The following is a 24,572-nucleotide window of genomic DNA, read 5'->3' as shown; positions in this document are numbered from 1 at the left end:
CGGGTACGTCAGCCGGTCACCGGGCGGCCGTCCTCCAGCTGCACTGCACCGCTGCTGGAATCGAGCACATCCAGTGCCGCCCTCAGGCGCGGCGCGAGACCGCCGTGCAGATAGCGGTCCAGGTCGTCGCGCTCGACCGGTTCCCAGGACAGGAGTTCCTCCTCCTGCAGCCGGATCGCCTCAACTCCGCCTCGTCCAGCACTCCGCCGTCATACAGATACGCGGCGATCGGTGGCCGCTTCGGGCCGCGTGCCCAGTCGACCGCGAGCAGCCGTCCCGGCTCCGGATCGAGACCGATCTCCTCGGCCGTCTCGCGTCGCGCGGCCTGTCGAGGGCTCTCGCCCTCGTCCGACTCGACCGTTCCGCCGTTATGAACAGTTCGCATGTCTCGGAATCCCAGCTGTCTCACAGGACGCGCTGCAGCACGCGACTCAAGGAAAGCGTGGTTGAGCGCCGTGTGTCTCAGTGGCGGCTCAAGGATCCGCGTGATCGGCACGACAGCGGCCCTGGGAGCAGTCGCAAACGTCTCCCTGGTCCAACCGGCGTCGTGGATGTTAGAACGTGGATGTTAGAATGCCTGCCGCTCCTGTTCGGCTGACGTCGCCGCTGAACGAGGGCTGATGGGGAGGCCATCCGATCCCCGCCGTAACACGTGCTGCAGGCTCCAGGTCACCGACCTGGAGCCTTTTTGTTGTCCCCAAGTTCTGGGGCCCCGCCGGCGTTGCTGTATCGCAGGCCGCGAAGACCTTACGGAGATTGCGAAGATCATGGATACCGAAGGATTTCCCCGTCAGTTCGCCCGGACCCGCCGCTTCTCGCTCGGAGTTCCACGCGAGTTCACCGTCTCCCCTGACGGTGACCGTGTGCTGTTTCTCCGCTCCGAATCCGGTGTCGTTCCGCGCGTCCAACTGTGGATGTACGAGAGCGGTGAGGAGCGGATCCTCGCCGATCCAGCAGCCGGGGGTGAGGAGAAGGCCATGGAAGCAGAGCGCATCCGTCCCGAACCGACTCGCGCGCGCTCGGCCGGAGTGGCGTCCTACGCGACCGACCGTCATGTTCGGGTGGTGGCGTACACCGTCGACGGCTCGCTCTGGACCGTGCGTACGGACGGTGGCCTGCCGCGTCGCATCCGGACCGTCGGCCCGGTGAGAGATCCCCGCCCCTCCCCGGACGGCACCCTGATCGCCTACGTCACTGGAGGCGCCCTACGCGTGGTCGGTACGGACGGGGCGGGAGACCGGCCGCTCGCCGAGCCCGAGACCGCGGAGACCACCTACGGACTGGCTGATTACACCGCTGTCGCGTCCATCGGCAGGTCACGCGGCTACTGGTGGTCTCCGGGCAGCGATGCGCTGCTCGTTGCCCGAGTCGATACCTCCGTGGTGGAGCGCCGCTATCTCAGCGATCCGTCGGATCCTGGCCAACTGCCCCGGTCGGTTCGCTATCCAGCGGCAGGCACGGCCAACGCGATCACTTCGTTGCACCTGGTGACGGTCGTTGGCGGGCGCACGCCGGTTCGATTGCCGCGTCGGGCTCCTGCGAAGGACGCTCCGGCCAACAGTTGGGGCCTCGCGTTCGAGTACGTCGTCAGCGCCGACTGGCAGAGTAGTGGCCCGGTGATCAGTCTTCAGACTCGCGACCAGCGCACGATGTCGGTTCTGCGGGTCAACCCCGTGAACGGTTCCGTCGAGCAACTGTCCCAGCAGACCGATCAGGGCTGGGTCGAGTTTCCGCCGGGTGCTCCGCTGTACACCGCATCGGGAATGCTGGTGCTACCTCAGGTCCACGGTGATGAGCGCACGATCCGGATAGGCGGTGTCTTCGCTCCGCCCGGGCTCCAGGTGCGCGCCGTACTGGGGTCGGTGGGCGAAAAGGTGTTGTTCGCCGCGAGCGAAGAGCCGACAGAAGCGCATGTGTGGTCGTATGAGGCCGGGCACGGCTTTGAACGGCTGACGCAGACTCCGGGGGTGCACACAGCCACCGCCGGGGGTGACACACTCGTGCTGGACAGCAGAACTCTGGACGGGCACACGGTGACGGTGCTGCGGGGCGGAAAGCAGGTCGGCTGTATCGCGGTCCTGGCGGAACAGCCGCTGGTCACGCCCCGGCCAGTCCATCTGGCGCTGGGGAAGCGGCAGCTGCGAAGTCGACTGCATCTGCCCTCCTGGTACGAGCCGGGCATGGCCAAGCTGCCGGTTCTGCTCAGCCCGTACGCCGGGCCCGGCATGCAAGTCGTAACAAAAGCCCACGGTTGGTACACGGCAGTGTGCCAGTGGTATGCCGAGCAAGGGTTTGCCGTGCTGGCAACGGACGGGCGCGGTACCCCCGGGCGCGGGGTGCAGTGGCAGCGGGCCATCCTTGGTGACCGGCTCACACCTGTTCTGAACGACCAGATCGACGGGCTGCACGCTGCGGCTCAACGGTGCGACGCCATGGACTTGGAACGAGTAGGCATCCGGGGCTGGTCGTTCAGTGGCTATCTTGCTGCCGGCGCCGTGCTGCACCGTCCTGATGTGTTCCACGCCGCGGTCGCGGGCGCGGCGCCGACCGACCGGCGCCTGTACGACACGTATTGGGAAGAGCGTTTCCTTGGCCACCCGGACCTCCAGCCGCACAACTACGAGCGCAGCTCGTTGCTGTCACTCGCCCAGAAGCTGACCCGTCCGCTGATGCTCGTTCACGGGCTGGCCGACGACAACGTGGCCCCAGCGCATACGCTGCGCCTCTCGGCGGAGTTGCTCGCGGCAGGTCGGCCGCACAGAGTCCTGCTGCTACCTGGGGTGGGGCACCTCGTGACAGGGGAAGGAGTCGCGGACACCCTGCTGCAGCTTGAGCTGGACTTCCTGAAGAGCTCGCTCGGGGCTTGAGCACAGTGCTCCGGGGCGCTTCTGCGGGGCATCCCTGAAGCCTCGCAGAAGCGCTGGCCCAGCCCGCCGCAGCTGTCCCGCAGAGCATGGCCGGAGCGGAAGGCGGGATCCGCCTTGCCGTCGGGTAGCAGCCCACGCCCCCCGACCCGGTCCAGAAACCACCACTGCTCGAACGTCGGATGGCGTACGTCGAAAGGTCGCTGCCGAGCTGATGTCCTGAGACAGCTGTGCATGCTTTGCCTAACCGCCGGGCAGTACCCAGCCGTCCCGGTAGTTCGGCTCGACGAGCAGCACTCGCCCGTGGACGTCCCGGAACACTGTGGCCGCGGCAGCGAGAACCCGGGGGAGTCCCGCGATGCAGGTGGCGTAATCAGTGGTGGTCACGCGGGCAGCGTAGTAGGAGCGGAGCCGGTGCGAGGTCGGCTCTGGGCAGCAGGTATCCGCTGCGGATAGGGTCGGGGGCGGCGCGACTGCCTGTTCGAAAGCAAGGGATTCAAGGTGGCGGACGGAGCAGTGATGGAGACCGCACGCGTGCTCGTCGCGGCGGACAAGTTCAAGGGCTCGCTGACGGCCGCACAGGTCGCGGAGCGGGTGACGGCCGGGCTGCGGCGCGTCGTCCCCGGGGCGCAGGTCGAGACCCTGCCTGTGGCGGACGGCGGCGACGGCACGGTGGCGGCGGCGGTGGCCGCCGGGTTCGAGCGCCGCGAGGTGCGGGTGACGGGGCCGCTCGGGGATCCGGTGACCGCGGCGTACGCGCTGCGCGACACCACGGCGGTGGTGGAGATGGCCGAGGCCTCGGGCCTCCAGCACCTCCCCGCAGGGGTGTTCGCCCCGCTCACGGCCACGACGTACGGCTCCGGCGAACTGCTGGCCGCGGCGCTCGACGCGGGTGCCCGGACGATCGTGTTCGGCGTCGGCGGCAGCGCGACCACGGATGGCGGCGCGGGCATGCTGGCCGCGCTCGGAGCCCGCTTCCTGGACACGGACGGCAAGCCCGTCGGCCCCGGTGGCGGCGGCCTCGCCGACCTGGCCGAGGCGGACCTGTCCGGCCTCGACCCGCGAATGGCCGATGTGGACCTGATTCTCGCCAGCGACGTGGACAACCCACTGACGGGCCGGAAGGGTGCCCCGGAGATCTACGGCCGGCAGAAGGGCGCGACCGACGACGACATCGCGACGCTCGATGCCGCGCTCGCCCACTACGCGTCCGTGCTGGGCCCGGACCACGCCCGGCTGCCCGGAGCAGGCGCCGCGGGCGGCATCGGCTACGGGGCGCTGGTCGCTCTCGGCGCCCGGTTCCGCCCCGGCATCGAGGTCATGCTCGATGTCCTCGGCTTCGCCCCCGCGCTGGCACGCGCCACGCTGGTGATCACCGGGGAGGGTTCGCTCGACGAGCAGACCCTCCACGGCAAGGCCCCGGCAGGTGTGGCCGCGGCAGCCCGTGCCGCGGGCGTCGAGGTCGTGGCGGTCTGCGGCCGCCTCGCCCTGCAGCCGGAAGCCCTGGCCGGCGCGGGCATCAGCCGCGCGTACGCCCTCACGGACCTGGAACCGGACCCCGCGGTCTCCATGGCCCAGGCGGGATCACTGCTGGAACGGACGTCCGAGGCGATCGCGCGCGACTTCCTGCTGTAGTCCGCCCCGGTTTCGGGAAGGGCGGGCAGGGAACAGTCCCTTCCCGGAACCGCACCCCCATCTCACCCTCCGCGTCACCCCACAGAGGGCGCCGCCCCCTGACCGTCGGTCGTGTCCGCATCGGGATGGTCCCCGTCGGTGAGCAGCTCCGCCAGACACCGCAGCTCCGCCGGCAGATCACGACGCCACGCCATCGTCACGAACGGCGCAAGAATGATCATTCCGCCGTCCAGATGGGGCTTGACCGAAACGGTGACCATCGTTCCCTGCCGGCTCGGACTCAGCCGGAACTCGAGTTCCGGGGAGTGGCGGCCCAGCGGGGTCCACATACGCGCACCGCGGAAGGCCAGGTACTCGACAGGTGTGCTCGCGGTGCACGTGAGGCGATGCATCCGTCGCCTGCCCGGGAACTTGCAGGTGTACTCGTCGCCGAGTTCCGTGCTGATCGGGCCCTCGATCACCTGATCTATGCTCGATGACCACACGGCCAGATTCCGCGGATCCCGGAGAAACGAGAAGATCTCGTCGGCGGGGCGGGACACATGGACGTTCGCAGACACATAGGGCATGGCTCCACCTCTTATGGCGCCCGTCCGCCGGGTCTCGGCGTCCGGTTGCCCTCGTTGCGGTGCCGTTCGCCCATCAGCTTGCTTCGGATCGCAGATCCGCGCACTCTTCGCACGGCCGATGGAGTGATTCAGATGTCCAGCTGCGACACCTTCTCGGAGAGTTGCGCACAGAGTCGCTTGATCTCCTGGTATGTGCGGTTTCGTTCGGTGACGGCCGCCGCGAGGAGCAGAGCCGTGAGTGAGGTGGCTCCGTTGAATGCCTGAAGCGTGATCATGTTGGTGAGGAGACCGTGGTGGGCGAAGGGGCCCGTCATCCGTCCGGCGGCGAGGATCGCGAAGACGGACACGCCCAGTGCGCAGCACGCGGCGCCGGCCCGCTCGAAGCGGAAGGCGGCCCAGATCAGGAACGGGAACACGAGGAAGAGCAGGGAAGCGTTGGAGGTGTCGGTCGCCAGGAGGGTGACGGTCACCGTGCACGCCACCAGCGCGGCCGCCTCGGCCCACCTGGGCAGGCCGACGCCGTGCGGCCATCGGAACCTTCGGACCACGAGCAGGAACGGTGTGACGATCATGACGCCCATGGCGTCGCCCGTCCACCAGACCGACCAGGTCGGCCGGAAGCCACCGGCCGGGAGTGCCCCCGACAGGACCAGGATGCCGGTGCCCACGGTCGCGCTGACCAGCATGCCGCCCAGTGCACCGAGGAAGACAAGCGCCAGCGCGTCCCGCAAGCGGTCGAGGCCGTTGTGGAAGCCGGCACGGCGCAGCATCAGGTAGGAGCAGATCGGGGCGAGGGTGTTTCCGGCCGCGATGATCAGCACGGGCAGAACGGAAGGCCCGATGAAAATGTTGACGACGAGGGCGCCGAGCGCGATTCCCGGCCAGATCCGCACACCGAACACGAGCAGCGCCGCGACCGCGATCCCGGTCGGCGGCCACAGCGGCGTGACCTGGCCGCGCACCAGCTGCTGGAGCAGCCCCAGACGGGCCGTCGCGAAGTAGCAGACGGCCACCGCCAGGGACGTCAGGACCGTGGCCGTGTGCTGCCGGAGCTGTGCGCTGTCCACCACCACAGCATCAGACACCACGTCGAGGAGTCCCGGCCGGTCAGGCACGCCGATGCCGCACCGATGAAGTGGACGAATGAAACACGTCCCTGCCGGGCAGCCGCCGTGGCCGACGCACGAGGACGTCCCGTTAACCGCCGCCCGGCACACCGTCGTAGCGGATGACGAGGACAGCGGCGTCGTCCTCATGACCGGTCAGGTCCGCCACCTCGATCACTCGCGAGGCCAGCTCGCCGGGATCGGCCCCGTCCGCCCTACCGACCAGCGCGGACACCGCGGCCAGTCCCTCGTCCATCGGATAGGCCGGCCCTTCCACGACACCGTCGGTCACCAGGACCAGATAACCGGGTTGCTTCAGCCGCCGACGGGTCACGGGGTACTGCTGACCGGGCAGTATCCCCAGGGGCACCCCGCCGGCGTCCAGGGAGATGCCCGAGTCGCCGCCGTCGGTGCCCCAGACGATCGGGACGTGCCCGGCCCGGGCGACGCAGAGCTCACCGCTCTTTGGGACGATGCTCAGCAGGCAACAGGTCGTGAACAGGTCACCGCCGAGTGAGATCAGCAGATCGTTGGCGCAGGCCAGCACCTTCCCCGGGTCGGCTGTGACACTGGCGAGGGCCCTGAGACTGGCACGGGCCTCACCCATGAAGGCGGCGGCCTCGACCCCGTGACCCTGCACATCACCGATGGCGACCTCCGCCACTCCGTCCCTCATCGAGAACGCGTCGTAGAAGTCACCGCCGACGGCCAGACCGTTCTGCGAGGGCGAGTACCGGGCCGCGATCCGGATGCCCGGAAAGTCCGGCAGTTCGACCGGGAGCATGTGTCGCTGCAGCGCCATGCCCATCTCCGCCCGGGCTCGCTGCAGTCTGATGTTCTCCAGCGCCTGATCGACCAGACGCCCAAGGGTGACCAGGAGCTCCTGGGTGCTGTCCGGTGCGCTGCGGTGTCGGTGCATGACGTCCCTGGGCGTTCTTGGTGAGCACTTGTTGAAACCTTAGCCCTCCTGCGGTCACATGCAGGAGCGCGCGGGTGAACACGGCCGAGGCACCACGGCGGTCCGGGCTCGGGGCTGTGGCCGTTCCCCCGCATACGGACAACGGGGCCGGTTGCCGCCCCGACTCCGCCGCCGCAGGCTGGATGTGTGGATGTCTCCGCGTCCGTCCCGGCCGAGCAGAGCGGCTGGGCCGTCCGGACACCTGGTCCGATCGGCACCGGGCCCCTGGTGCGCGTGCACCGCACGATGCCTGCTCCCGGGCCCGGGGAGCTTCTGCTGAACGTGGAAGCGTGCGGCGTCTGCCGCACGGATCTCCATCTGGCCGAGGGCGATCTCCTGCCGCGCCGTCCCTCCACGGTCCCCGGTCACGAGATCGTCGGCCGGGTGGCGGCCATCGGCGATGGGGCCGGCCTCTTCCGTATCGGCGACCGCGTGGGTGGAGCGTGGCTGCGCGGAACGTGCGGAAGCTGCCGGTACTGCCTGGGCGGCCGGGAGAACCTCTGCCCGCGGTCCACCTATACGGGGTGGGACGCGGACGGCGGCTTCGCCGACACGGTGCTGGTTCCGGAGGCGTTCGCCTACCGGCTCCCGGAAGACCAGGACGCCGTCCGGCTCGCGCCACTCCTCTGTGCGGGAATCATCGGATACCGGTCGCTGAGGCGCAGCGCGCTGCCGGAGGGCGGGCGGCTGGGAATCTACGGCTTCGGCGCGTCGGCCCATCTGGCTGCTCAGGTGGCCATCGCCGAGGGCGCCACCGTTCATGTGCTGACCCGCTCGGCACAGGCACGCGCGCTCGCTCTGGACCTCGGCGCCGCGTCGGCGGGCGGTGCCTACGACCACCCGCCGGAGCCCCTGGACTCGGCGATCCTGTTCGCACCCGTCGGTGACCTGGTGCCGGTGGCGATGGAGGCACTGGACAGGTCCGGCACGCTCGCCATCGCCGGAATCCATCTGTCGGACATTCCCGTGCTGAACTACCAGCGCCATCTGTTCCAGGAGCGCAATCTGCGCAGCGTCACCTCCAACACCCGCGAGGACGGCCGCGATTTCCTCGCTCTGGCCGGGCGTGTGGGCATTCGGGTCACGGTGAGCACCTACGCGCTCAGCAGGGCCGACCAGGCACTGGCTGATCTGGCGGCCGACCGGGTGAACGGGGCCGCCGTGCTCGTACCCGGCTGAGGGCCGGGCGGTGCGCAGCGAGCGGCAGCACCGGAAACACGTGCGTCAGCGGTTCCGCTCACCGGCACACGCAGAGGGCCCCGGGTGCTGGGGAGCACCCGGGGCCCTCTTACGTATCTGCTGTACCGCTACGGCAGCTGCGCCGCCCGTGCCTCACGCCGGTTGCCGCGGAAGGTGTTCACCCGCCGTGCTGTCGCGAAGAGCGGGATGACCGCTCCCAGGACCACCTGCAGCGCACAGCCGGTCTGGAGAAGCAGCTGACCGCCGGGGGCGTCGAACGCCCATGCGGCGAGGAGCCCCATCGCGGCCACGATCCAGCTGAGCATCGCCACCGCGAGGACGCCCCGCGGTTTCGGGTACTCGACCCGGCTGACCATCAGCCACGCCACTCCGACGATCGCGAGCAGCGTCGGTACGAAGGGCAGCTCCAGGAGCACGATCGAGACGACCGTGAGGGCTCCGAAGGGGCTCGGCATGCCCTGGAACATGCCGTCCTTCATGGTCACGCAGGAGAATCTGGCAAGTCTGAGCACCACAGCCAGCAGCACCACGATCGCCGCCAGCGCCGAAACCCGCTGGTGTGCGTCGTCCGCGACCATGCCGTACACGAGGACGAAGTACGCCGGGGCGAGTCCGAAGCTGATCAGGTCCGAGAGGTTGTCCAGCTCGGCACCCATCGGCGAGGAGCGCAGCTTGCGTGCCACGAGCCCGTCGAAGAGGTCGAACACCGCGGCCATGAGCATGAGGATCACGGCGGTGGCCGCGGAGTGCCGGGCCATACCGCTCTCGTCGCTGCCCGTGAGATGCGGGATGAGGATTCCGGTGGTGGTGAAGTACACCGCCATGAAACCGCACGTCGCGTTGCCGAGAGTGAGGGTGTCCGCTATCGACAGCCGCAGAGAGAGCGGCATGTCCTCGCCGGTGTCCTCCTCGGACTCCGCCTCCGGCACCCAGCCCGCCTGCGTGTCAGGATCAATCACGGTCAATTCGAGTCACCCCCGCGGTGGTGGCCTGGCCGACCTCGACCGCGACATCGATACCTTCCGGAAGGTAGATGTCGACCCGGGAGCCGAAACGGATCAAGCCGATGCGCTCGCCCTGCTCGACCTTCGTGCCCTGCGGGATATAAGGGACGATGCGACGAGCGACCGCACCCGCGATCTGCACCATCTCGATGTCACCGAGCTCGGTGTCGAAGTGCCAGACAACGCGCTCGTTGTTCTCGCTCTCCTTGTTGAATGCCGGAACGAACCCACCGGGGATGTGCTCGACCGAGGTCACCGTGCCGGCCAGGGGCGCACGGTTGACATGGACATTCAGCGGGCTCATGAAGATCGCGACGCGGGTGCGCCCGTCCTTCCACGGCATGATGCTCTGTACCACGCCGTCGGCCGGCGAAATGACCCGGCCCTGGGTGATCTCACGCTCGGGGTCGCGGAAGAACCACAGCATGCCCGCCGCGAGCGCGGTGGTGGGCACGGCCACCGCGGCCCAGCGTCCGGACTTGCGGGCCCGGGTGAGGCTGAGTGCCGCGGTGGCGACGGTCGGGAGGAGCCACGGCGAAGCTCCGCGCGCAAGGCGGACTCCGCCGCGTGGTGCAGAGGTTTGGCTGTCGGGCATGGATGACCTTCGTAGCGGATGATGCCGCGCTGGCAACGGGGGACGGCGGCTTTTCCGGCGATGTTATCGGTTGCGAGCCGCAACTGGGCAAGCCAGCAGCCGAGTCGGACGGCTTGAAGGCGCCGCCCGAGGGTGACAGGGTGTGATCTTCTTCGCGACTAAATCGCCTCGAAAGGGACAATCACCCCTGGAACCGGTACTCCTCGAGGAGTCGGCGCCCGATGATCATTTTCTGGATCTCGGCGGTACCTTCGCCGATCAGCAGCATCGGGGCCTCCCGGTAGAGGCGCTCGATCTCGTACTCCTTGGAGAAGCCGTAACCGCCGTGGATCCGGAAGGCGTCCTCGACGACTTCCTTGCAGTACTCGGAGGCGAGGTACTTCGCCATCCCTGCCTCCAGGTCGTTTCGCTCCCCGGAGTCCTTTTTGCGCGCTGCATTTACCATCATCGCATGGGAGGCCTCGACCTTGGTGGCCATTTCGGCCAGCTTGAACTGGATCGCCTGGTGCTGAGCGATCGGCTTTCCGAAGGTGTGACGCTGCTGGGCATAGGAAACGCCCAGCTCGAATGCACGCTGTGCGACGCCGCAGCCACGCGCAGCCACATTTACCCGGCCGACCTCGACGCCGTCCATCATTTGGTAAAACCCTCGGCCGGTGGTGCCACCCAGCACTCGATTGGCCGGAATGCGTAGCCCGTCCATGATGAGTTCGGTCGTATCGACGCCCTTGTAACCCATTTTGTCGATTTTTCCGGGAATGGTGAGACCGGGCCGGACTTCGCCGAAGCCGGGCTCCTTCTCCACCAGGAACGTCGTCATCGACTTGTGCGGGGCGGTCCCCTCGGGGTGGCCTTCGTCACTCCGGCACAGCACGGCGACGAGCGAGGACGTGCCACCGTTCGTCAGCCACATCTTCTGGCCGTTCAGGACGTACTCATCGCCGTCCTTGACGCCCTTGGAAGTGATCGCCGCGACATCGGAGCCCAGCGCCGGCTCGGACATCGAGAACGCACCCCGGACCTCGCCCAGCGCCATCCGCGGGAGGAACGTGTCCTGCTGCTCCTGTGTGCCGTGCTGCTTGAGCATGTACGCCACGATGAAGTGCGTATTGATGATTCCCGACACGCTCATCCAGCCGCGGGCAATTTCCTCCACGCACAGCGCGTACGTGAGAAGCGACTCACCCAGACCCCCGTACTCCTCGGGAATCATCAGCCCGAACAGGCCGAGCTCCTTGAGCCCCTCGACGATCTCGGTCGGGTACTCGTCACGGTGCTCCAGCTGGGTCGCGACCGGAATGATCTCCTTGTCGACGAAATCCCGGACCGTGGAGAGAATTTCCTGCTGGACATCGTTGAGACCGGCAGTCTGGGCAAGTCGCGTCATGGCTACTTCTCCACGTTCTTCTGCGAAGGCTGGTTCAGCTCGGGACGGCCGGGCTGCTCCCCGCCGCGCTCCTTGATGTACGTCTCGGTGGGGACCATCACCTTGCGACGGAACACGCAGACCAGCGTGCCGTCCTGCTTGTACCCCCTGGTCTCCACATAAACGATTCCACGGTCGTTCCTGGACTTTGACGGAGTCTTGTCCAGAACGGTCGTCTCGCCGTAGATCGTGTCGCCGTGGAAGGTCGGCGCGACATGCTTCAGCGACTCGACTTCGAGGTTGGCGATCGCCTTTCCGGATACGTCCGGAACGGACATTCCGAGCAGCAGCGAGTAAATGTAGTTGCCGACGACAACGTTCTTCCCGAAGTCGGTCGTCCTCTCCGCGTAGTTGCTGTCCATGTGGAGCGGGTGATGGTTCATGGTCAGCAGGCAGAAAAGGTGGTCGTCGTACTCGGTGACCGTCTTTCCGGGCCAGTGCTTGTAGATCGCACCGACCTCGAACTCCTCAAATGTGCGTCCGAACTGCATGATCAGGCCTCCGGCGCTTCGAACTTGGAGGTGCGCTGCATACCGGCCGCGCGGCCCTTGCCCGCGATGACGAGGGCCATCTTGCGGCTCGCCTCGTCGATCATCTCGTCGCCGAGCATCGCCGAGCCCTTCTTGCCGCCCTCCTCCGAGGTGCACCACTCGTACGCGTCGAGGATCAGCTCGGCGTGGTCGTAGTCCTCCTGCGACGGCGAGAACACCTCGTTGGCCGCGTCGACCTGACCGGGGTGCAGCACCCACTTGCCGTCGAAGCCCAGCGCCGCCGCACGGCCCGCGACCTCGCGGTACGCGTCCACGTCACGGATCTGCAGGAAGGGACCGTCGATCGCCTGGAGGTCGTGCGTACGGGCCGCCATCAGAATGCGCATCAGGATGTAGTGGTACGCGTCCGCGCCGTACCCGGGCGGCTGCTGACCGACGACCAGGGTCTTCATGTTGATCGACGCCATGAAGTCGGCCGGGCCGAAGATCAGCGTCTCCAGGCGGGGTGAGGCGGCGGCGATGTCGTCGATGTTCACCAGGCCCTTGGCGTTCTCGATCTGCGCCTCGATGCCGATCCTGCCGACCTCGAAGCCCATGGTCTTCTCGATCTGGGTGAGCAGCAGATCGAGGGCGACGACCTGCTGGGCGTCCTGCACCTTCGGCAGCATGATGCAGTCGAGGTTCTGGCCGGCGCCCTCGACCACCGTGATCACATCGCGGTACGTCCAGTGCGTCGTCCAGTCGTTGACACGCACGACCCGGGTCTTGCCCGTCCAGTCGCCGTTGTTCAGCGCGTCGACGATGTGGTGCCGGGCGCCCTCCTTGGCCAGCGGCGCGCAGGCGTCCTCCAGGTCGAGGAAGACCTGGTCGGCAGGGAGGCCCTGGGCCTTCTCCAGGAACCGGGGGTTCGAGCCGGGCACTGCCAGACAGGAACGGCGCGGACGCAGACGGTTCACGATCTGCGCGGCGGAGCCGCTCCCTGGAAGGGTGGTGGCGGGAGACGGGCCGGGCTGGGTCATGCGGGGACCTCCAGAGGGTCGAGCTTGTTCGCTTTCCGGATCTCGTCGACGATACGGCCGATGATCTCCGTGATACCGAAATCCTTCGGGGTGAACACGGCGGCGACGCCCGCCTCGATCAGCGCGGTGGCGTCAGCGGGCGGAATGATCCCGCCCGCGATCACCGGGATGTCGGCGGCGCCCGCCTCGCGCAGCCGGGTGAGTACGTCGGGGACGAGTTCGGCGTGCGAACCCGACAGGATCGACAGACCGACGCAGTGCACGTCCTCGGCGAGCGCGGCCGAGACGATCTGTTCGGGGGTCAGCCTGATCCCCTGGTAAACGACCTCGAAGCCGGCGTCACGGGCCCGTACGGCGATCTGCTCGGCGCCGTTGGAGTGCCCGTCCAGGCCCGGCTTGCCGACCAGCAGCCGCAGCCGACCGGCGCCCAGGTCGGCCGCGGTGCGGGCGACCTTCTCGCGGACCAGCGCGAGCGGTGTGCCGGCCTCCGCGGTGACCGCGACCGGAGCCGACGAGACGCCCGTCGGAGCCCGGAACTCGCCGAAGACATCGCGCAGCGCCCAGGACCACTCGCCGGTGGTGACACCCGCGCGGGCGCACTCCACGGTCGCTTCCATCATGTTCTCGGTGCCCGCGGCGGCTTTCTTCAGCGCGGCCAGCGCGTCGGTGGCACGGGCCTCGTCGCGGTTGTCGCGCCACTCGTGGAGGGCTGTGACGACCCCGGCCTCATTGGCGGGGTCGACCGTCATGATCGCCCCGTCGAGGTCCGCGGTGAGCGGGTTCGGTTCGGTCGTCCCGTAGATGTTGACGCCGACGATCTTCTCCTGGCCACCCTCGATCCGGGCCCGGCGGGCGGCGTGCGAGGAGACCAGCTCGGACTTCAGATAGCCGGACTCGACGGCCGCCATGGCGCCGCCCATCTGCTGGATCCGGTCGATCTCGGCGAGCGACTCGGTGACCAGCTCGTCCACCTTGGCCTCGATGACGTGCGATCCGGCGAAGATGTCCTCGTACTCCAGCAGATCGCTCTCGTGCGCGAGCACCTGCTGGATACGGAGCGACCACTGCTGGTCCCAGGGCCGGGGCAGCCCCAGTGCCTCGTTCCAGGCCGGCAGCTGGACGGCCCGGGCGCGGGCGTCCTTGGAGAGAGTGACGGCCAGCATCTCCAGGACGATGCGCTGGACGTTGTTCTCCGGCTGTGCTTCGGTCAGGCCGAGGGAGTTGACCTGGACGCCGTAGCGGAAGCGGCGCTGCTTGGCATCGGTGATGCCGTACCGCTCGCGGGTGATCTGGTCCCAGATGCGGCCGAAGGCACGCATCTTGCACATCTCCTCGATGAAGCGGACGCCCGCGTTCACGAAGAAGGAGATCCGCGCGACCACATCGCCGAACTTCTCCTCGGGCACCTGACCGGAATCGCGTACGGCGTCCAGGACCGCGATGGCCGTCGACATGGCGTACGCGATCTCCTGGACCGGAGTGGCCCCCGCCTCCTGCAGGTGGTAGCTGCAGATGTTGATCGGGTTCCACTTCGGGATGTGGTTGACCGTGTACGTGATCATGTCGGTGGTCAGCCGCAGCGAGGGACCGGGCGGGAAGACATGCGTCCCGCGCGAGAGGTACTCCTTGACGATGTCGTTCTGCGTCGTGCCCTGGAGCTTCGTGGCGTCGGCGCCCTGTTCCTCCGCGACCACCTGGTAGAGCGCCAGCAGCCACATCGCGGTGGCGTTGATCGTCATCGAGGTGTTCATCTGCTCCAGGGGGATGTCCTGGAACAGCCGGCGCATGTCACCGAGGTGCGACACGGGCACGCCGACCCGGCCGACCTCGCCGCGGGCGAGGACGTGGTCGGGGTCGTACCCGGTCTGCGTCGGCAGGTCGAAGGCGACCGACAGGCCCGTCTGGCCCTTGGCGAGGTTGCGCCGGTAGAGCTCGTTGGACGCCTCGGCGGTCGAGTGACCGGCGTACGTCCGCATGAGCCACGGGCGGTCCTTCTGGCGGCCCGCCATGTCAGACATTCCTGCTGTGCTTGCTGGTCCGTTCCGCTGACGCGTCGCGGCTGTGCTTATCGGTCCCCTCCGCTGACGCGTCGCGGAACAGGTTGATGGCGTCGATGTGCTTCTCGCGCAGCTCCTCGTTGCGTACCCCCAGACCCTCGCGGGGGGCCAGCGCGAGCACGCCGACCTTGCCCTGGTGGAGGTTGCGGTGGACGTCGTACGCGGCCTGGCCGGTCTCCTCCAGCGAGTAGACCTTCGACAGCGTCGGGTGGATCTTGCCCTTGGCCACCAGCCGGTTGGCCTCCCACGCCTCGCGGTAGTTGGCGAAGTGCGAGCCCACGATCTTCTTCAGCGACATCCACAGGTAGCGGTTGTCGTACTCGTGGTTGTAACCGGACGTGGACGCGCAGGTGACGATCGTGCCGCCCTTGCGGGTCACGTACACGGAGGCACCGAACGTCTCACGGCCCGGGTGCTCGAAGACGATGTCCACGTCCTCGCCGCCGGTCAGCTCACGGATGCGCTTGCCGAACCGCTTCCACTCGCGCGGGTCCTGATTGTGCTCGTCCTTCCAGAACCTGTAGCCCTCGGCGTTGCGGTCGATGATCGCCTCGGCGCCCATCTTCCGGCAGATGTCCGCCTTCTGGTCGCTGGAGACGACGCAGATCGGGTTGGCGCCACCGGCCAGCGCGAACTGCGTGGCGTATGAACCGAGTCCGCCGCTGGCGCCCCAGATCAGCACGTTGTCGCCCTGCTTCATGCCCGCGCCGTTGCGCGAGACGAGCTGACGGTACGCGGTGGAGTTGACGAGGCCGGGAGCCGCGGCCTCCTCCCAGCTGAGGTGCTGCGGCTTCGGCATCAGCTGGTTGGACTTGACGAGCGCGATCTCGGCGAGGCCGCCGAAGTTGGTCTCGAAGCCCCAGATCCGCTGCTCGGGGTCGAGCATCGTGTCGTTGTGGCCGTCCGAGGACTCCAGTTCGACCGAGAGGCAGTGCGCGACGACCTCGTCGCCGGGGTGCCAGGCGTTGACGCCGGGGCCGGTGCGCAGGACGACGCCCGCCAGGTCGGAGCCGATGACGTGGTACGGCAGGTCGTGGCGCTTGGTGAGCTCGCTGAGCTTCCCGTAGCGCTCCAGGAAGCCGAAGGTGGACATCGGCTCGAAGATCGAGGTCCAGACCGAGTTGTAATTCACCGAGCTGGCCATGACGGCGACCAGCGCCTCACCGGGCCCGAGCTCGGGCACCGGAACCTCGTCGAGATGCAGTGACTTGCGGGGGTCCTTGTCGCGGGTGGTGAGCCCGGCGAACATCTCCGTCTCGTCCTTGTGCACGGTCACCGCGCGGTACGACTCAGGGATGGACAGGGCCGCGAAGTCAGCGGCGGTGCTGTCCTGCGATTGGATCGCGTCCAGGATTTCCTTCACGGTGTGCCTCCGGCGGATGGGGGCGCTGAGGGAACGCTTGAGGATCCCTGCAAGCTGAGGGGAGCGGTGTGGTGTGGAGGTGCTGCCGTCGGTTCGGCTGGTATGGCTTCGGCTTGCTCTGTGGAGCAGAAGGATTTGCCTGTGACGCAGGCGTCCGGGCGCGCAGGCATAGTGCTTGCGGGGACAGCCGGCGTACGTGAGGTCTCAGCACGCCGGCCGCCCGGACAACTTCAACGTATGGCACTCCGTGACACCTGGCAAGGCACTCGGTGCCAACAATTTCTCTCACTTGTCACCCGCCGGGCACGCATGAGCAACGCAAGAGGTGTTTCGGAGGGTTCTGTCCCGCCGGAAGCGGTCAGTGCGAGGGCCGGTACACGTAAGGAATCGTGGTGCTCAGGGCCAGGAATCCGAGTCGCTGGAGGATCGGGCTGCTCTGATCGGAGGCGTCGACCTGAAGGTAGCCGTAGCCGCGCTCCGCCGCGATCCGGGCGCGGAAGGCGACCAGGGACCGGTAGATGCCCCTCCCGCGCCACGCCTCGACCGTTCCGCCGCCCCAGAGCCCCGCGAAGCCCGTGCCCGGGTACAGCTCCATCCTGGCCGAACTCACCGGCTCGTCGCCCACCATGGCGAGGACGCCGACGAAGCTGTCCGGCTCCTCCGTCAGCCTGGCCAGCACCTGACGCCGCAGTCGCGACCAGTCCGAGCCGAATGCCTGCCCATGGGCGCGGGCCATCAGCTCCACATCGTCCGCGTCACTCACGGTGCGCAGCCGGACGCCGTCGGGCAGTTCCACCGCCGTCGAGAGGTCCGCCACCGGGGCGACCAGCAGGGTCTCCGGCTCCTCCGCCTCGAAACCGGCCGCCAGCAGCCGCTCCGCCAGATCCGCCGGCCGGTCGTGCGCGTACAGCTTCCACTCGAACTCGTCGTGTCCCAGCGCCGTGTAGTGCGCCACCTGGGCCGCGATCGCCGCGTCCGCCCGCCCGGCATCCAGATCCGGGGCCGACCACACGACACCGTTCCAGTCGTCGGCCGCGCCGACCTGTCGTACGACATCACCGGTGCGCTCGACCCGGACACCGGGGCCGTCGGGGCGGGCGTGCTCGCGCATTTCGCGGTCGAAAAGGGTCAGAAGTGTGTCGCGATCATGATTCATCCGCACACCACAGCACCGGGGTGCGGGCGCGGCAACCGGGTTTCCGGTACGGGGACGGGGCCGGCCCGCCCGTCCCTGCTCAGCGGTTCTTGAGCGCCTGCTGGATCGTGCGCATCACTTCTTCGAGGGGCGCGTCCGTCCGCGCCACCGTGACGAGCACCTCGCCCTGGGACGTCACCGAAGCGGCCGGCTGCTTCGCCGGTTCGGTGCCGACGATCCGGCCCGCGCCGATGCCGGTACCGAACGTGTCGCGGACGATCGAGAAGGCGTGGTCGAGCTGGGCCTCCACATCGCCCTCGCCGCCCGCCCGCAGCCAGCGGCGCAGCACATGGTTGTGCGCGGTGACGACGGCGGATGCCGCGACCTCCGCGAGCAGCGGGTCGTCATTGCCGACATGGTGGTCGCGCTCATCGAAGTGGCCCAGCAGATAGCGCGTGAACAGCCGCTCGTAGCGGGCCACCGAGGCGATTTCGGCCTCGCGCAGTGTGGGGACCTCACGGGTCAGCTTGTAGCGGGCCACGGAGACCGCGGGCTTTGCCGCGTACATCTTCATGACTTCCTTGATGCCGCGGCAGACGGTGTCGAGCGGGTGCTCGTGCGCGGGGGCGGCATTGAGGACGGCCTCGGCCCTGACGAGGGTGTCGTCGTGGTCCGGGAAGATCGCCTCTTCCTTGGAGCGGAAGTGCCGGAAGAAGGTCCGCCGGGCGACTCCCGCGGCGCCCGCGATCTCGTCGACCGTCGTCGCCTCGTACCCCTTCGAGGCGAAGAGTTCCATGGCCGCGGCGGCCAGTTCGCGGCGCATTTTGAGCCGTTGGGCGGCGGCGCGGGTGCCTGCGGCACTCTCCTGGGTGTCGGGCGCGGCGGAGACACGGGGGGACCTGGCGGGCTGGGACATGGTGTGAACGTACTGCATCGGTGCAGGGGAATGCGCCTGTGGGGGCGGGCCGCCCGAAGGATCGAGCAGCCCGCCCCACCCGGCTCCCGGCTCAGAGGGTCCGGCAGCGGGCTTCGCGGCGTCGCGGGGCCGGGGCGCGCGCCTCGCGGCGTTGTCGTCAATCACCATGTTCCCCGAGCTCCCGGCTTCGCTCGAGCAGGGGAGGCCCCATGCGCCATGCCTCAATCCTCCGCCTTGCGATGCACGCGCCCCAGCCCCGCTCCTTCACCCGCGCTGCCCGCTGCCGGACCCTCTCAGCGCCGGGCATATTCGCGGAAGCCGCGCCCCGTCTTGCGACCGAGGCAGCCGGCGGCCACCAGATGCTCCAGCAGCGGAGCCGGAGCCAGGCCCGGGTCGCGGAACTCGCTGTGCAGCACCTTCTCGATGGCGAGCGAGACATCGAGTCCGACGACGTCGAGGAGCTCGAACGGGCCCATCGGGTAGCCGCCGCCCAGCTTCATCGCGGCGTCGATGTCGTCGAGGCTCGCGTAGTGCTCCTCGACCATCTTGATCGCGTTGTTGAGGTACGGGAACAGCAGCGCGTTCACGATGAAGCCGGCCCGGTCCCCGCAGTCCACCGGGTGCTTGCGGACCTTGACGCACACCTCGCGGACGGTGGCGTGGACATCGTCGGCGGTGAGCACCGTACGGACGACCTCGACCAGCTTCATCGCGGGCGCCGGGTTGAAGAAGTGCATCCCGACGACGTCCTGCGGGCGCGAGGTGGCCCGCGCGATCGCCACGACCGGCAGTGACGAGGTGGTGGTGGCGAGCACCGCACCCGGCTTGCAGACCTTGTCCATCGTCCCGAACAGCTGCTGCTTGACCGACAGGTCCTCGGCGACTGCCTCGACGGCGAGATCGACATCGGCGAAGGCGTCCAGTGAACCGGCTGCGGTGATCCGGGCCAGGGTCTCGTCCCGCGCCTCGGCGGTCAGCCGCCCCTTGGTGACGGAACGCTCCAGGGACTTGGCGATCCGGCCCTTCGCCGTGTCCGCCTTCTCCTGGCTGCGGGCGGCGAGCACCACGTCGTAGCCGGCCTTCGCGAAGACCTCGGCGATCCCCGAAGCCATCGTCCCGGAGCCCGCGACGCCCACCGACCGCACCGCGCGTCCGCCGGCCACCGACGCGCTCTCCCGCGGGGTCAGCGCGTCCGGCACCACGGTCTGGCTGCCGGATTCCGTGTACGTGTAGAAGCCGCGGCCCGACTTGCGGCCGGTCAGCCCCGCCTCGCTGAGCTGCCTGAGGATGGGGGCCGGGGCGTGCAGCCGGTCGTGCGACGCGCAGTACATCGCCTCCAGGACGGTACGAGCGGTGTCGATCCCGATCAGGTCGAGGAGGGCGAGCGGGCCCATCGGCAGGCCGCAGCCCAGCTTCATCGCCGCGTCGATGTCCTCACGGGAGGCGTAGTTAGCCTCGTACATCGCGGCGGCCTGGTTGAGGTACCCGAACAGCAGCCCGTCGGCGACGAAGCCCGGCCGGTCGCCGACCGCGACCGGCTCCTTGCCCAGGCTGCGGGCGAGCGCGGTGACCGCCTCGACGGCCGGCGGCGCGGTCAGCACCGAGGAGACCACCTCGACCAGCTTCATCGCGGGCGCCGGGTTGAAGAAGTGCAGACCGAGCACGCGCTCGGGGTGCAGCGATTCGGCGGCGAGCCGGGTGACCGACAGGGCGTTGGTGCCGGTCGCCAGGATCGCGGTCGGGGAGACGATCGCGTCGAGCTCCCGGAAGAGCTGCTGCTTGATCTCGTACGACTCGGGCACGACCTCGATGACCAGCTCCGCCTCCGCGGCGGCCTGGAGGTCACCGAAGGTACGGAACCGGGCGAGGACGTCGCTGCGCTCCTCCTCCGTGATCCGCTCGCGCCGCACGGCGCGGGCGGTCGCGGCTTCCAGGGCGGCGACGGCCTGACGGGCGGCCGCGTCGCTGATGTCGATACCGATGACCTCGTGGCCGGCGCGGGCCAGGACCTCGGCAATGCCGGTGCCCATGGTGCCGAGACCGACGACGGCAATGGTGCTGAGCGGGGTGTCCATCATGGGACTCCAGAGAATGAGTGACGACTGTGAGGAGCACGGCGCGCGCTGAAGAGGCGAACTGGCGCAGGGCGTGCGGGAATTGCGTGTCGTGGTGCTCAAGGCCGAGGCGCGATGGGCGCGCCCGGACCGGGAAGGGGCGACGGACTCTGTCCCGGAGTCACGTCTCGCAAAGCTGCCGAACCGACAGACACTCCGGGTGGCTGCGTCACCAGGCCACCGGAGCCGGCGGGGAGTGTGTCCCGCTCACATGAGCTTAACCGGTGAGTAACGAGCACGCCAGCCCCGAGTTGCTGTGGTCCGGCTCACACTCACTGTCATCGCCGATACGCTGACGGTCATGGACGAGGAGTTCCGGTCGCTGACGGACCGGCTTGCGGACGAGGCGGGGGAGTCGGCGGCGTACCGCAGACTGCTCGCCACCGACGACGACGAGGAACTGGCCCGGGTGCTCGTGGAAGGCGAACGCCCGCTCTGGGCGCGGGAGATCGCCGCGTTCAGGCTCGGCTGCGGCGGTGACCGACGGGCCTTCGAGGCGCTGGTCCTGTTGCTCAACCACCGAGACCCGGAGCGCTGCGTCTCCGCCGCCCACGCCCTGGTGCGCCTCGGCGACCCCCGCACGCCCAGGGCCGCCGCCGCCCTGGCGACGAACAACCTGCGCACCGCGTACGCCCTGCACCCGGTGCGGCTGCTCACCGCGCTTCGGGCCCCGGAGTCCGTACCGGCGCTGATGAGCACCCTGGAGCGGCTCCTGGCCCCGGACGATCCGCACTGGCGGGTGGCGCTCGCCTGTGTGGAAGGGCTCGGGCAGCTCGGGGACGAACAGGCCCGCCCGCTCCTGGAGGCGGCGCTGCCGCACCCGAGACTGGGCGGCGCGGCACGGGACGCGCTCAGCCGCCTGCGGAGGGCCTGAGAGCGCGGACCGCTGCCGGCCGGTCCGGCGCCGACGTGTTCAAGGGGTGCCGAGGGCACGCACGTACCGCACCTCGGGTACGAGTTCGCCGTCCACCTCGAAGGGCTCCTCGGCGCCGTCGAGGCGAAAACCCGAGCGTTCGTAGAAGCGGCGGGCCGGGGCATTCTCCTTCAGCACCCAGAGCGCCAGGTCCGGGAAGCCGTCCGCGGTGGCGCGGGTGAGCATCTGCGCCATCAGGGCGCGGCCGGCCCCGGTCCCGATCTGCTCGGGCAGCACATAGATCGCGTACAGCTCGCCCCGCGCCGACCGGCTGCCGTTCTCACGGTACGGGCCGTAGCAGGCCCAGCCGATCACACCGAGGCCCGCCCGTTCGGCCACCACATTCACGACCGGGCTGCCCTCGGCGAAGAATCCACGGCGGCGTTCCGCGTCCTCGGCGATGTCCATGGCGTCCAGATGCGACTGCGGCATCAGTCCGGCGTACGCGGCCTGCCAGCCGCGCACCCGGACTCTCGCGACCGCCTCGCAGTCGTCGACAGTCATGTCCCTCACAAGCACATCGGGCGTGGTCCGTATCGTCATACGGGCCATCCTGACGCATGCGTCAGGATGGCCCGTACGGGAATCCGGCCCGGGTCCGCAGAGCGTCAGCCGCGGAAGCCGAGCAGGCCGTGCAGGATGCTGCCCCTGCTGCCGGAACCCGTTCCCCGGGCCGACTCGACCGCCGCCCTGCCGGTCAGCGGCTTCGGGTCGGGGGACTTGGCGCAGACCGCGTCCGCGTCGGCCCCGCTGTCTTTGCCGCGCGGGACGGTGCCCTTGTCGAGATAGTCCGCCAGATAGGTGTCCAGACAGTCGTTGCCGCTCAGTGTGATGCCGTGATTGCCGCCGCCCTGCTCGACCACCAGGCTGGAGTCGCGCAGCTTGCGGTGCAGGGTGACTCCGCCGTCGTACGGCGTGGCCGCGTCCTCGGTGGCCTGGAAGAGCAGCACCGGCGGCAGGCTGTCGTTGGAGACCCGTACCGGGTTCAGCGGCTCCACCGGCCAGTCGATGCACGGGGCGTTGTACCAGGTGTTGTTCCAGGTGAAGAAGCGTGCCTTGTCGTGCACCTTCCAGCTGTCGTTGTGCCAGGTGTTCCACTGACGGGGCCACTGGGTGTCGCGGCACTGCACGGCCGAGTAGACCGAGTACCCGTTGTCGGCCTTCGCGTCGACCGCGCCGAACTTCTGGTACGCCTTCACGAGCGCGTCCTGGTCCTGGTCGTTCACATACGCCGCGAACGCATCGGCCAGATAGGGCCAGTAGCCGTCGTAGTAGCCGCCGGGCAGGAAGGTGTCCTCCAGCTCGCTCGCCCCGACCTTCCCGCCCGCGGGGTGCGCCTTGACGGCGGCACGCATCGCGTACCAGACATCCTCGACCTTCGCCGGGTCGCTGCCGAGCCGGTACGTGGTGTCGTGCTTCGCGACCCAGGCGGCGAACGCCTTGTGGCGGGCGTCGAAGGCGTAGTTCTGGCCGATGTTGTCGTCGTACCAGACGCCCTCCGGGTCGACGTTCGAGTCGAGGACCAGGCGCCGCACCCGCTCCGGGAACAGCTTGGCGTACACCGCGCCGAGGTAGGTCCCGTACGAGTACCCGAAGTAGTTGAGCTGCTGGGAACCGGTTGCCTGCCGGATCACATCGAGGTCCTTGGCTGCGCTGACCGTGTCCATGTAGGGCAGCAGATCCGGGTACTTCTCGCCACATGCCTGCGCGAACGAGCGGGCCCGGTTGCGGTTGGCCTCCTCGACCGCGGGCGAGTCCGGCACCGAGTCGGGGCGCAGCGGATCGAAGTACTTCGGTACACAGTCCAGCGCGGGCTCGCTCTGACCGACCCCGCGCGGGTCGAACCCGATCACGTCGTACTGCGCGGCAACCGACTTCGGCAGCGAGGACGCCACGAAGCCGGCCATCGAGAGGCCGCTGCCCCCGGGGCCGCCGGGGTTGACGAGCAGGGGGCCCTGGAAGGTCTTCGCGGTGTGCGGGATCCGGGACAGGGCGAGGGCGATCTGCCGACCCGACGGATCGTCATGATCGAGCGGTGTACCGACCGATGAGCACTGCATACTCGGGTACGACTTGGTGCCGCAGTCGGTCCATACGGGCTCGGCCGCGGTGTGCCGCGCACTGTTGTCGGCGGTTGCCGGGGACGGAGCGGCGGTCACCAGACCGGCGACCGCCGCACCGACGGCGAACAGAATTCCTGGACGTTTCGTCATATGGCCTCCCGTGGTGGGGCAAAGACGGCTGCGCGTGGCGCAGCCTCCGCCGCATGCTCCCCACATTCGCGCCCGGAAGGACATCTTCTGTTGAGAGTTGACCCGTTTGCCCGTGTCGGATGCGCCAGACCCGCCCGCGTCGGATCCGCCGGGCCGGAGCAGGGTCAGCCCGGTGGGCTGGAGGTCGTCGAGCGGTGACCGCTGCTCCTGACGCACGGGGAGCCGACGGGCCGGGCCGCGGTGCGAGGGGCCGATCCCAGCGCATGGACGCCTCCTCGATTAGCACTGGACAGGGAATGAAACACTTGTTCCCTTGATCGTTTTCTCCTCTTCGTCCCCGCCCGGATTTTGAGCGGCGTCCCGGAGGTGGTTGGCTCAGTACACCCCCGAACAACCGAGTGCTGGAGGAACAGCCATGGCGCAGGTCGAGGCAACGACGGAGCGAGTCTTCGCGGCGGACGCGGAGACGGTGTTCGACGCGCTGGCCGACTACAAGGAGGTCCGGGGCAAGGTGCTGCCCGGACACTTCAGCGAGTACGAGGTGCGTGAGGGCGGTGACGGCGAGGGCACCCTCGTCCACTGGAAGCTCCAGGCCACCAGCAAGCGGGTGCGCGACTGTCTGCTGGAGGTCACCGAGCCCACCGACGGCCGGCTCGTGGAGAAGGACCGCAACTCCTCGATGGTCACCACCTGGACCGTCACGCCGGCCGGTGAGGGCAAGTCGAAGGCGGTCGTGTCGACCGTCTGGAACGGCGCCGGCGGCATCGGTGGATTCTTCGAGAAGACCTTTGCGCCCAAGGGGCTTGGGCGGATCTACGACGAACTGCTGCAGAACCTTGCCACCGAGGTCGAGAAGTAGCTCCAACCTCTCTTGACCGGCCTCACCGGTTCGGGTGGTTTTCTCGGCCCGGCGGTTGTGCGCCGTAGCGGCTCCCACCGGCGGCTAAGCCCCCCGAGTGCGCCGTCAGCGCCCCCCCGTCGCGTTTGCCCTCGC

At 68.7% G+C, this 24,572-nt stretch carries 20 protein-coding genes and 2 pseudogenes; 5 read left to right on the top strand and 17 right to left on the bottom strand.

Features of this window, described 5'->3' with window-relative positions; genetic code table 11:
- Nucleotides 1–8: 8 nt before the first annotated feature.
- Nucleotides 9–367 (bottom strand): annotated as a pseudogene (locus ACIPEK_RS29620) (NUDIX domain-containing protein); the annotation flags it as partial.
- 400 nt (nucleotides 368–767) lie between these two features.
- On the opposite strand from ACIPEK_RS29620, the gene ACIPEK_RS29615 reads away from it, so the two are divergent.
- Entirely contained in the window at nucleotides 768–2,867 is a 2,100-nt protein-coding gene (locus ACIPEK_RS29615) for a prolyl oligopeptidase family serine peptidase (protein ID WP_402002082.1), read from the top strand.
- A 243-nt stretch (nucleotides 2,868–3,110) separates the two neighbouring features.
- Here the strand turns inward: ACIPEK_RS29615 and ACIPEK_RS29610 are convergent.
- A pseudogene (locus ACIPEK_RS29610) lies at nucleotides 3,111–3,251 on the bottom strand (NUDIX hydrolase); the annotation flags it as partial.
- Nucleotides 3,252–3,383: 132 nt separating this feature from the next.
- Here ACIPEK_RS29610 and ACIPEK_RS29605 point away from each other — a divergent pair.
- Nucleotides 3,384–4,499: a glycerate kinase gene (locus tag ACIPEK_RS29605; RefSeq protein WP_402002079.1), complete on the top strand. Its 1,116-nt coding sequence runs from the start codon at nucleotides 3,384–3,386 to the stop codon at nucleotides 4,497–4,499.
- 74 nt (nucleotides 4,500–4,573) lie between these two features.
- Here ACIPEK_RS29605 and ACIPEK_RS29600 read toward each other — a convergent pair whose 3' ends face one another.
- The 3 genes from ACIPEK_RS29600 to ACIPEK_RS29590 form a co-directional block, all read right to left on the bottom strand.
- A complete protein-coding gene (locus ACIPEK_RS29600; RefSeq protein WP_383071354.1) occupies nucleotides 4,574–5,068 on the bottom strand; it encodes an SRPBCC family protein in 495 nt (164 codons plus the stop codon).
- A gap of 128 nt (nucleotides 5,069–5,196) precedes the next feature.
- A complete protein-coding gene (locus ACIPEK_RS29595) occupies nucleotides 5,197–6,156 on the bottom strand; it encodes an MASE1 domain-containing protein (protein ID WP_402002075.1) in 960 nt (319 codons plus the stop codon).
- Nucleotides 6,157–6,265: 109 nt separating this feature from the next.
- Nucleotides 6,266–7,093 carry a PP2C family protein-serine/threonine phosphatase gene (locus ACIPEK_RS29590; protein ID WP_402002072.1) on the bottom strand — a complete coding sequence of 276 codons (828 nt, stop codon included), beginning with the start codon at nucleotides 7,091–7,093 and terminating at the stop codon, nucleotides 6,266–6,268.
- A 186-nt stretch (nucleotides 7,094–7,279) separates the two neighbouring features.
- Here ACIPEK_RS29590 and ACIPEK_RS29585 point away from each other — a divergent pair, with 186 nt between their 5' ends.
- Nucleotides 7,280–8,311, top strand: a complete 1,032-nt coding sequence (locus ACIPEK_RS29585) for a zinc-binding alcohol dehydrogenase family protein (protein ID WP_402002069.1) — start codon at nucleotides 7,280–7,282, stop codon at nucleotides 8,309–8,311.
- A 128-nt stretch (nucleotides 8,312–8,439) separates the two neighbouring features.
- On the opposite strand, the gene pssA is transcribed toward ACIPEK_RS29585, so the two are convergent.
- The 10 genes from pssA to ACIPEK_RS29535 form a co-directional block, all read right to left on the bottom strand.
- The gene (gene pssA / locus ACIPEK_RS29580) at nucleotides 8,440–9,261 is read right to left on the bottom strand and encodes a CDP-diacylglycerol--serine O-phosphatidyltransferase (RefSeq protein WP_383071572.1); all 822 of its coding nucleotides are present in this window, start codon (nucleotides 9,259–9,261) and stop codon (nucleotides 8,440–8,442) included.
- A 22-nt stretch (nucleotides 9,262–9,283) separates the two neighbouring features.
- Nucleotides 9,284–9,931 (bottom strand): phosphatidylserine decarboxylase, encoded by a 648-nt coding sequence (locus tag ACIPEK_RS29575; RefSeq protein ID WP_093894850.1) that lies wholly within the window; start codon nucleotides 9,929–9,931, stop codon nucleotides 9,284–9,286.
- Nucleotides 9,932–10,112: 181 nt separating this feature from the next.
- Nucleotides 10,113–11,318 carry an acyl-CoA dehydrogenase family protein gene (locus tag ACIPEK_RS29570; protein ID WP_402002066.1) on the bottom strand — a complete coding sequence of 402 codons (1,206 nt, stop codon included), beginning with the start codon at nucleotides 11,316–11,318 and terminating at the stop codon, nucleotides 10,113–10,115.
- A 2-nt stretch (nucleotides 11,319–11,320) separates the two neighbouring features.
- Nucleotides 11,321–11,848 carry a MaoC family dehydratase gene (locus ACIPEK_RS29565; protein ID WP_093894852.1) on the bottom strand — a complete coding sequence of 176 codons (528 nt, stop codon included), beginning with the start codon at nucleotides 11,846–11,848 and terminating at the stop codon, nucleotides 11,321–11,323.
- 2 nt (nucleotides 11,849–11,850) lie between these two features.
- Complete coding sequence (locus ACIPEK_RS29560) at nucleotides 11,851–12,804, bottom strand: HpcH/HpaI aldolase/citrate lyase family protein (RefSeq protein ID WP_383071574.1); 954 nt, start codon at nucleotides 12,802–12,804, stop codon at nucleotides 11,851–11,853.
- 59 nt (nucleotides 12,805–12,863) lie between these two features.
- Complete coding sequence (locus ACIPEK_RS29555; RefSeq protein ID WP_402002063.1) at nucleotides 12,864–14,876, bottom strand: protein meaA; 2,013 nt, start codon at nucleotides 14,874–14,876, stop codon at nucleotides 12,864–12,866.
- A 1-nt stretch (nucleotide 14,877) separates the two neighbouring features.
- Nucleotides 14,878–16,287 (bottom strand): crotonyl-CoA carboxylase/reductase, encoded by a 1,410-nt coding sequence (gene ccrA, locus ACIPEK_RS29550; protein ID WP_402002060.1) that lies wholly within the window; start codon nucleotides 16,285–16,287, stop codon nucleotides 14,878–14,880.
- Nucleotides 16,288–16,645: 358 nt separating this feature from the next.
- The gene (locus ACIPEK_RS29545; protein WP_402002057.1) at nucleotides 16,646–17,443 is read right to left on the bottom strand and encodes a GNAT family N-acetyltransferase; all 798 of its coding nucleotides are present in this window, start codon (nucleotides 17,441–17,443) and stop codon (nucleotides 16,646–16,648) included.
- 79 nt (nucleotides 17,444–17,522) lie between these two features.
- Entirely contained in the window at nucleotides 17,523–18,338 is an 816-nt protein-coding gene (locus tag ACIPEK_RS29540) for a TetR family transcriptional regulator (protein ID WP_402002054.1), read from the bottom strand.
- Between the two features lie 293 nt (nucleotides 18,339–18,631).
- Nucleotides 18,632–20,413 carry a 3-hydroxyacyl-CoA dehydrogenase family protein gene (locus ACIPEK_RS29535; protein ID WP_402002176.1) on the bottom strand — a complete coding sequence of 594 codons (1,782 nt, stop codon included), beginning with the start codon at nucleotides 20,411–20,413 and terminating at the stop codon, nucleotides 18,632–18,634.
- A 340-nt stretch (nucleotides 20,414–20,753) separates the two neighbouring features.
- Here ACIPEK_RS29535 and ACIPEK_RS29530 point away from each other — a divergent pair, with 340 nt between their 5' ends.
- Nucleotides 20,754–21,326 (top strand): adenylosuccinate lyase, encoded by a 573-nt coding sequence (locus tag ACIPEK_RS29530; RefSeq protein WP_383071375.1) that lies wholly within the window; start codon nucleotides 20,754–20,756, stop codon nucleotides 21,324–21,326.
- Nucleotides 21,327–21,365: 39 nt separating this feature from the next.
- On the opposite strand, the gene ACIPEK_RS29525 is transcribed toward ACIPEK_RS29530, so the two are convergent.
- Nucleotides 21,366–21,908 carry a GNAT family N-acetyltransferase gene (locus ACIPEK_RS29525; RefSeq protein ID WP_402002051.1) on the bottom strand — a complete coding sequence of 181 codons (543 nt, stop codon included), beginning with the start codon at nucleotides 21,906–21,908 and terminating at the stop codon, nucleotides 21,366–21,368.
- A 65-nt stretch (nucleotides 21,909–21,973) separates the two neighbouring features.
- A complete protein-coding gene (locus tag ACIPEK_RS29520; protein WP_402002048.1) occupies nucleotides 21,974–23,578 on the bottom strand; it encodes an alpha/beta hydrolase in 1,605 nt (534 codons plus the stop codon).
- A gap of 415 nt (nucleotides 23,579–23,993) precedes the next feature.
- Here ACIPEK_RS29520 and ACIPEK_RS29515 point away from each other — a divergent pair, with 415 nt between their 5' ends.
- Nucleotides 23,994–24,437, top strand: a complete 444-nt coding sequence (locus tag ACIPEK_RS29515) for an SRPBCC family protein (protein WP_402002045.1) — start codon at nucleotides 23,994–23,996, stop codon at nucleotides 24,435–24,437.
- Nucleotides 24,438–24,572: the final 135 nt, after the last annotated feature.

Origin of the sequence: Streptomyces sp. NPDC088246 (assembly GCF_044741025.1) — a bacterium.
Lineage (GTDB): Bacteria > Actinomycetota > Actinomycetes > Streptomycetales > Streptomycetaceae > Streptomyces.
Note: the sequence above shows the minus strand (reverse complement) of the source record. Positions and strands in the feature narration are given on the sequence as shown.

Bases quoted from the DNA above. Each gene is read 5' to 3' on its own strand.
- ACIPEK_RS29615 (WP_402002082.1), top strand. From the start codon at position 768: ATGGATACCGAAGGATTTCCCCGTCAGTTCGCCCGGACCCGCCGCTTC.
- ACIPEK_RS29535 (WP_402002176.1), bottom strand. From the start codon at position 20,413: ATGGACACCCCGCTCAGCACCATTGCCGTCGTCGGTCTCGGCACCATG.
- ACIPEK_RS29525 (WP_402002051.1), bottom strand. From the start codon at position 21,908: ATGACGATACGGACCACGCCCGATGTGCTTGTGAGGGACATGACTGTC.
- ACIPEK_RS29600 (WP_383071354.1), bottom strand. From the start codon at position 5,068: ATGCCCTATGTGTCTGCGAACGTCCATGTGTCCCGCCCCGCCGACGAG.
- ACIPEK_RS29540 (WP_402002054.1), bottom strand. From the start codon at position 18,338: ATGTCCCAGCCCGCCAGGTCCCCCCGTGTCTCCGCCGCGCCCGACACC.
- ACIPEK_RS29530 (WP_383071375.1), top strand. From the start codon at position 20,754: ATGGACGAGGAGTTCCGGTCGCTGACGGACCGGCTTGCGGACGAGGCG.
- ACIPEK_RS29590 (WP_402002072.1), bottom strand. From the start codon at position 7,093: ATGCACCGACACCGCAGCGCACCGGACAGCACCCAGGAGCTCCTGGTC.
- ACIPEK_RS29520 (WP_402002048.1), bottom strand. From the start codon at position 23,578: ATGACGAAACGTCCAGGAATTCTGTTCGCCGTCGGTGCGGCGGTCGCC.
- ACIPEK_RS29575 (WP_093894850.1), bottom strand. From the start codon at position 9,931: ATGCCCGACAGCCAAACCTCTGCACCACGCGGCGGAGTCCGCCTTGCG.
- ACIPEK_RS29605 (WP_402002079.1), top strand. From the start codon at position 3,384: ATGGAGACCGCACGCGTGCTCGTCGCGGCGGACAAGTTCAAGGGCTCG.
- ACIPEK_RS29515 (WP_402002045.1), top strand. From the start codon at position 23,994: ATGGCGCAGGTCGAGGCAACGACGGAGCGAGTCTTCGCGGCGGACGCG.
- ACIPEK_RS29570 (WP_402002066.1), bottom strand. From the start codon at position 11,318: ATGACGCGACTTGCCCAGACTGCCGGTCTCAACGATGTCCAGCAGGAA.
- ACIPEK_RS29545 (WP_402002057.1), bottom strand. From the start codon at position 17,443: ATGAATCATGATCGCGACACACTTCTGACCCTTTTCGACCGCGAAATG.
- ACIPEK_RS29565 (WP_093894852.1), bottom strand. From the start codon at position 11,848: ATGCAGTTCGGACGCACATTTGAGGAGTTCGAGGTCGGTGCGATCTAC.
- ACIPEK_RS29555 (WP_402002063.1), bottom strand. From the start codon at position 14,876: ATGGCGGGCCGCCAGAAGGACCGCCCGTGGCTCATGCGGACGTACGCC.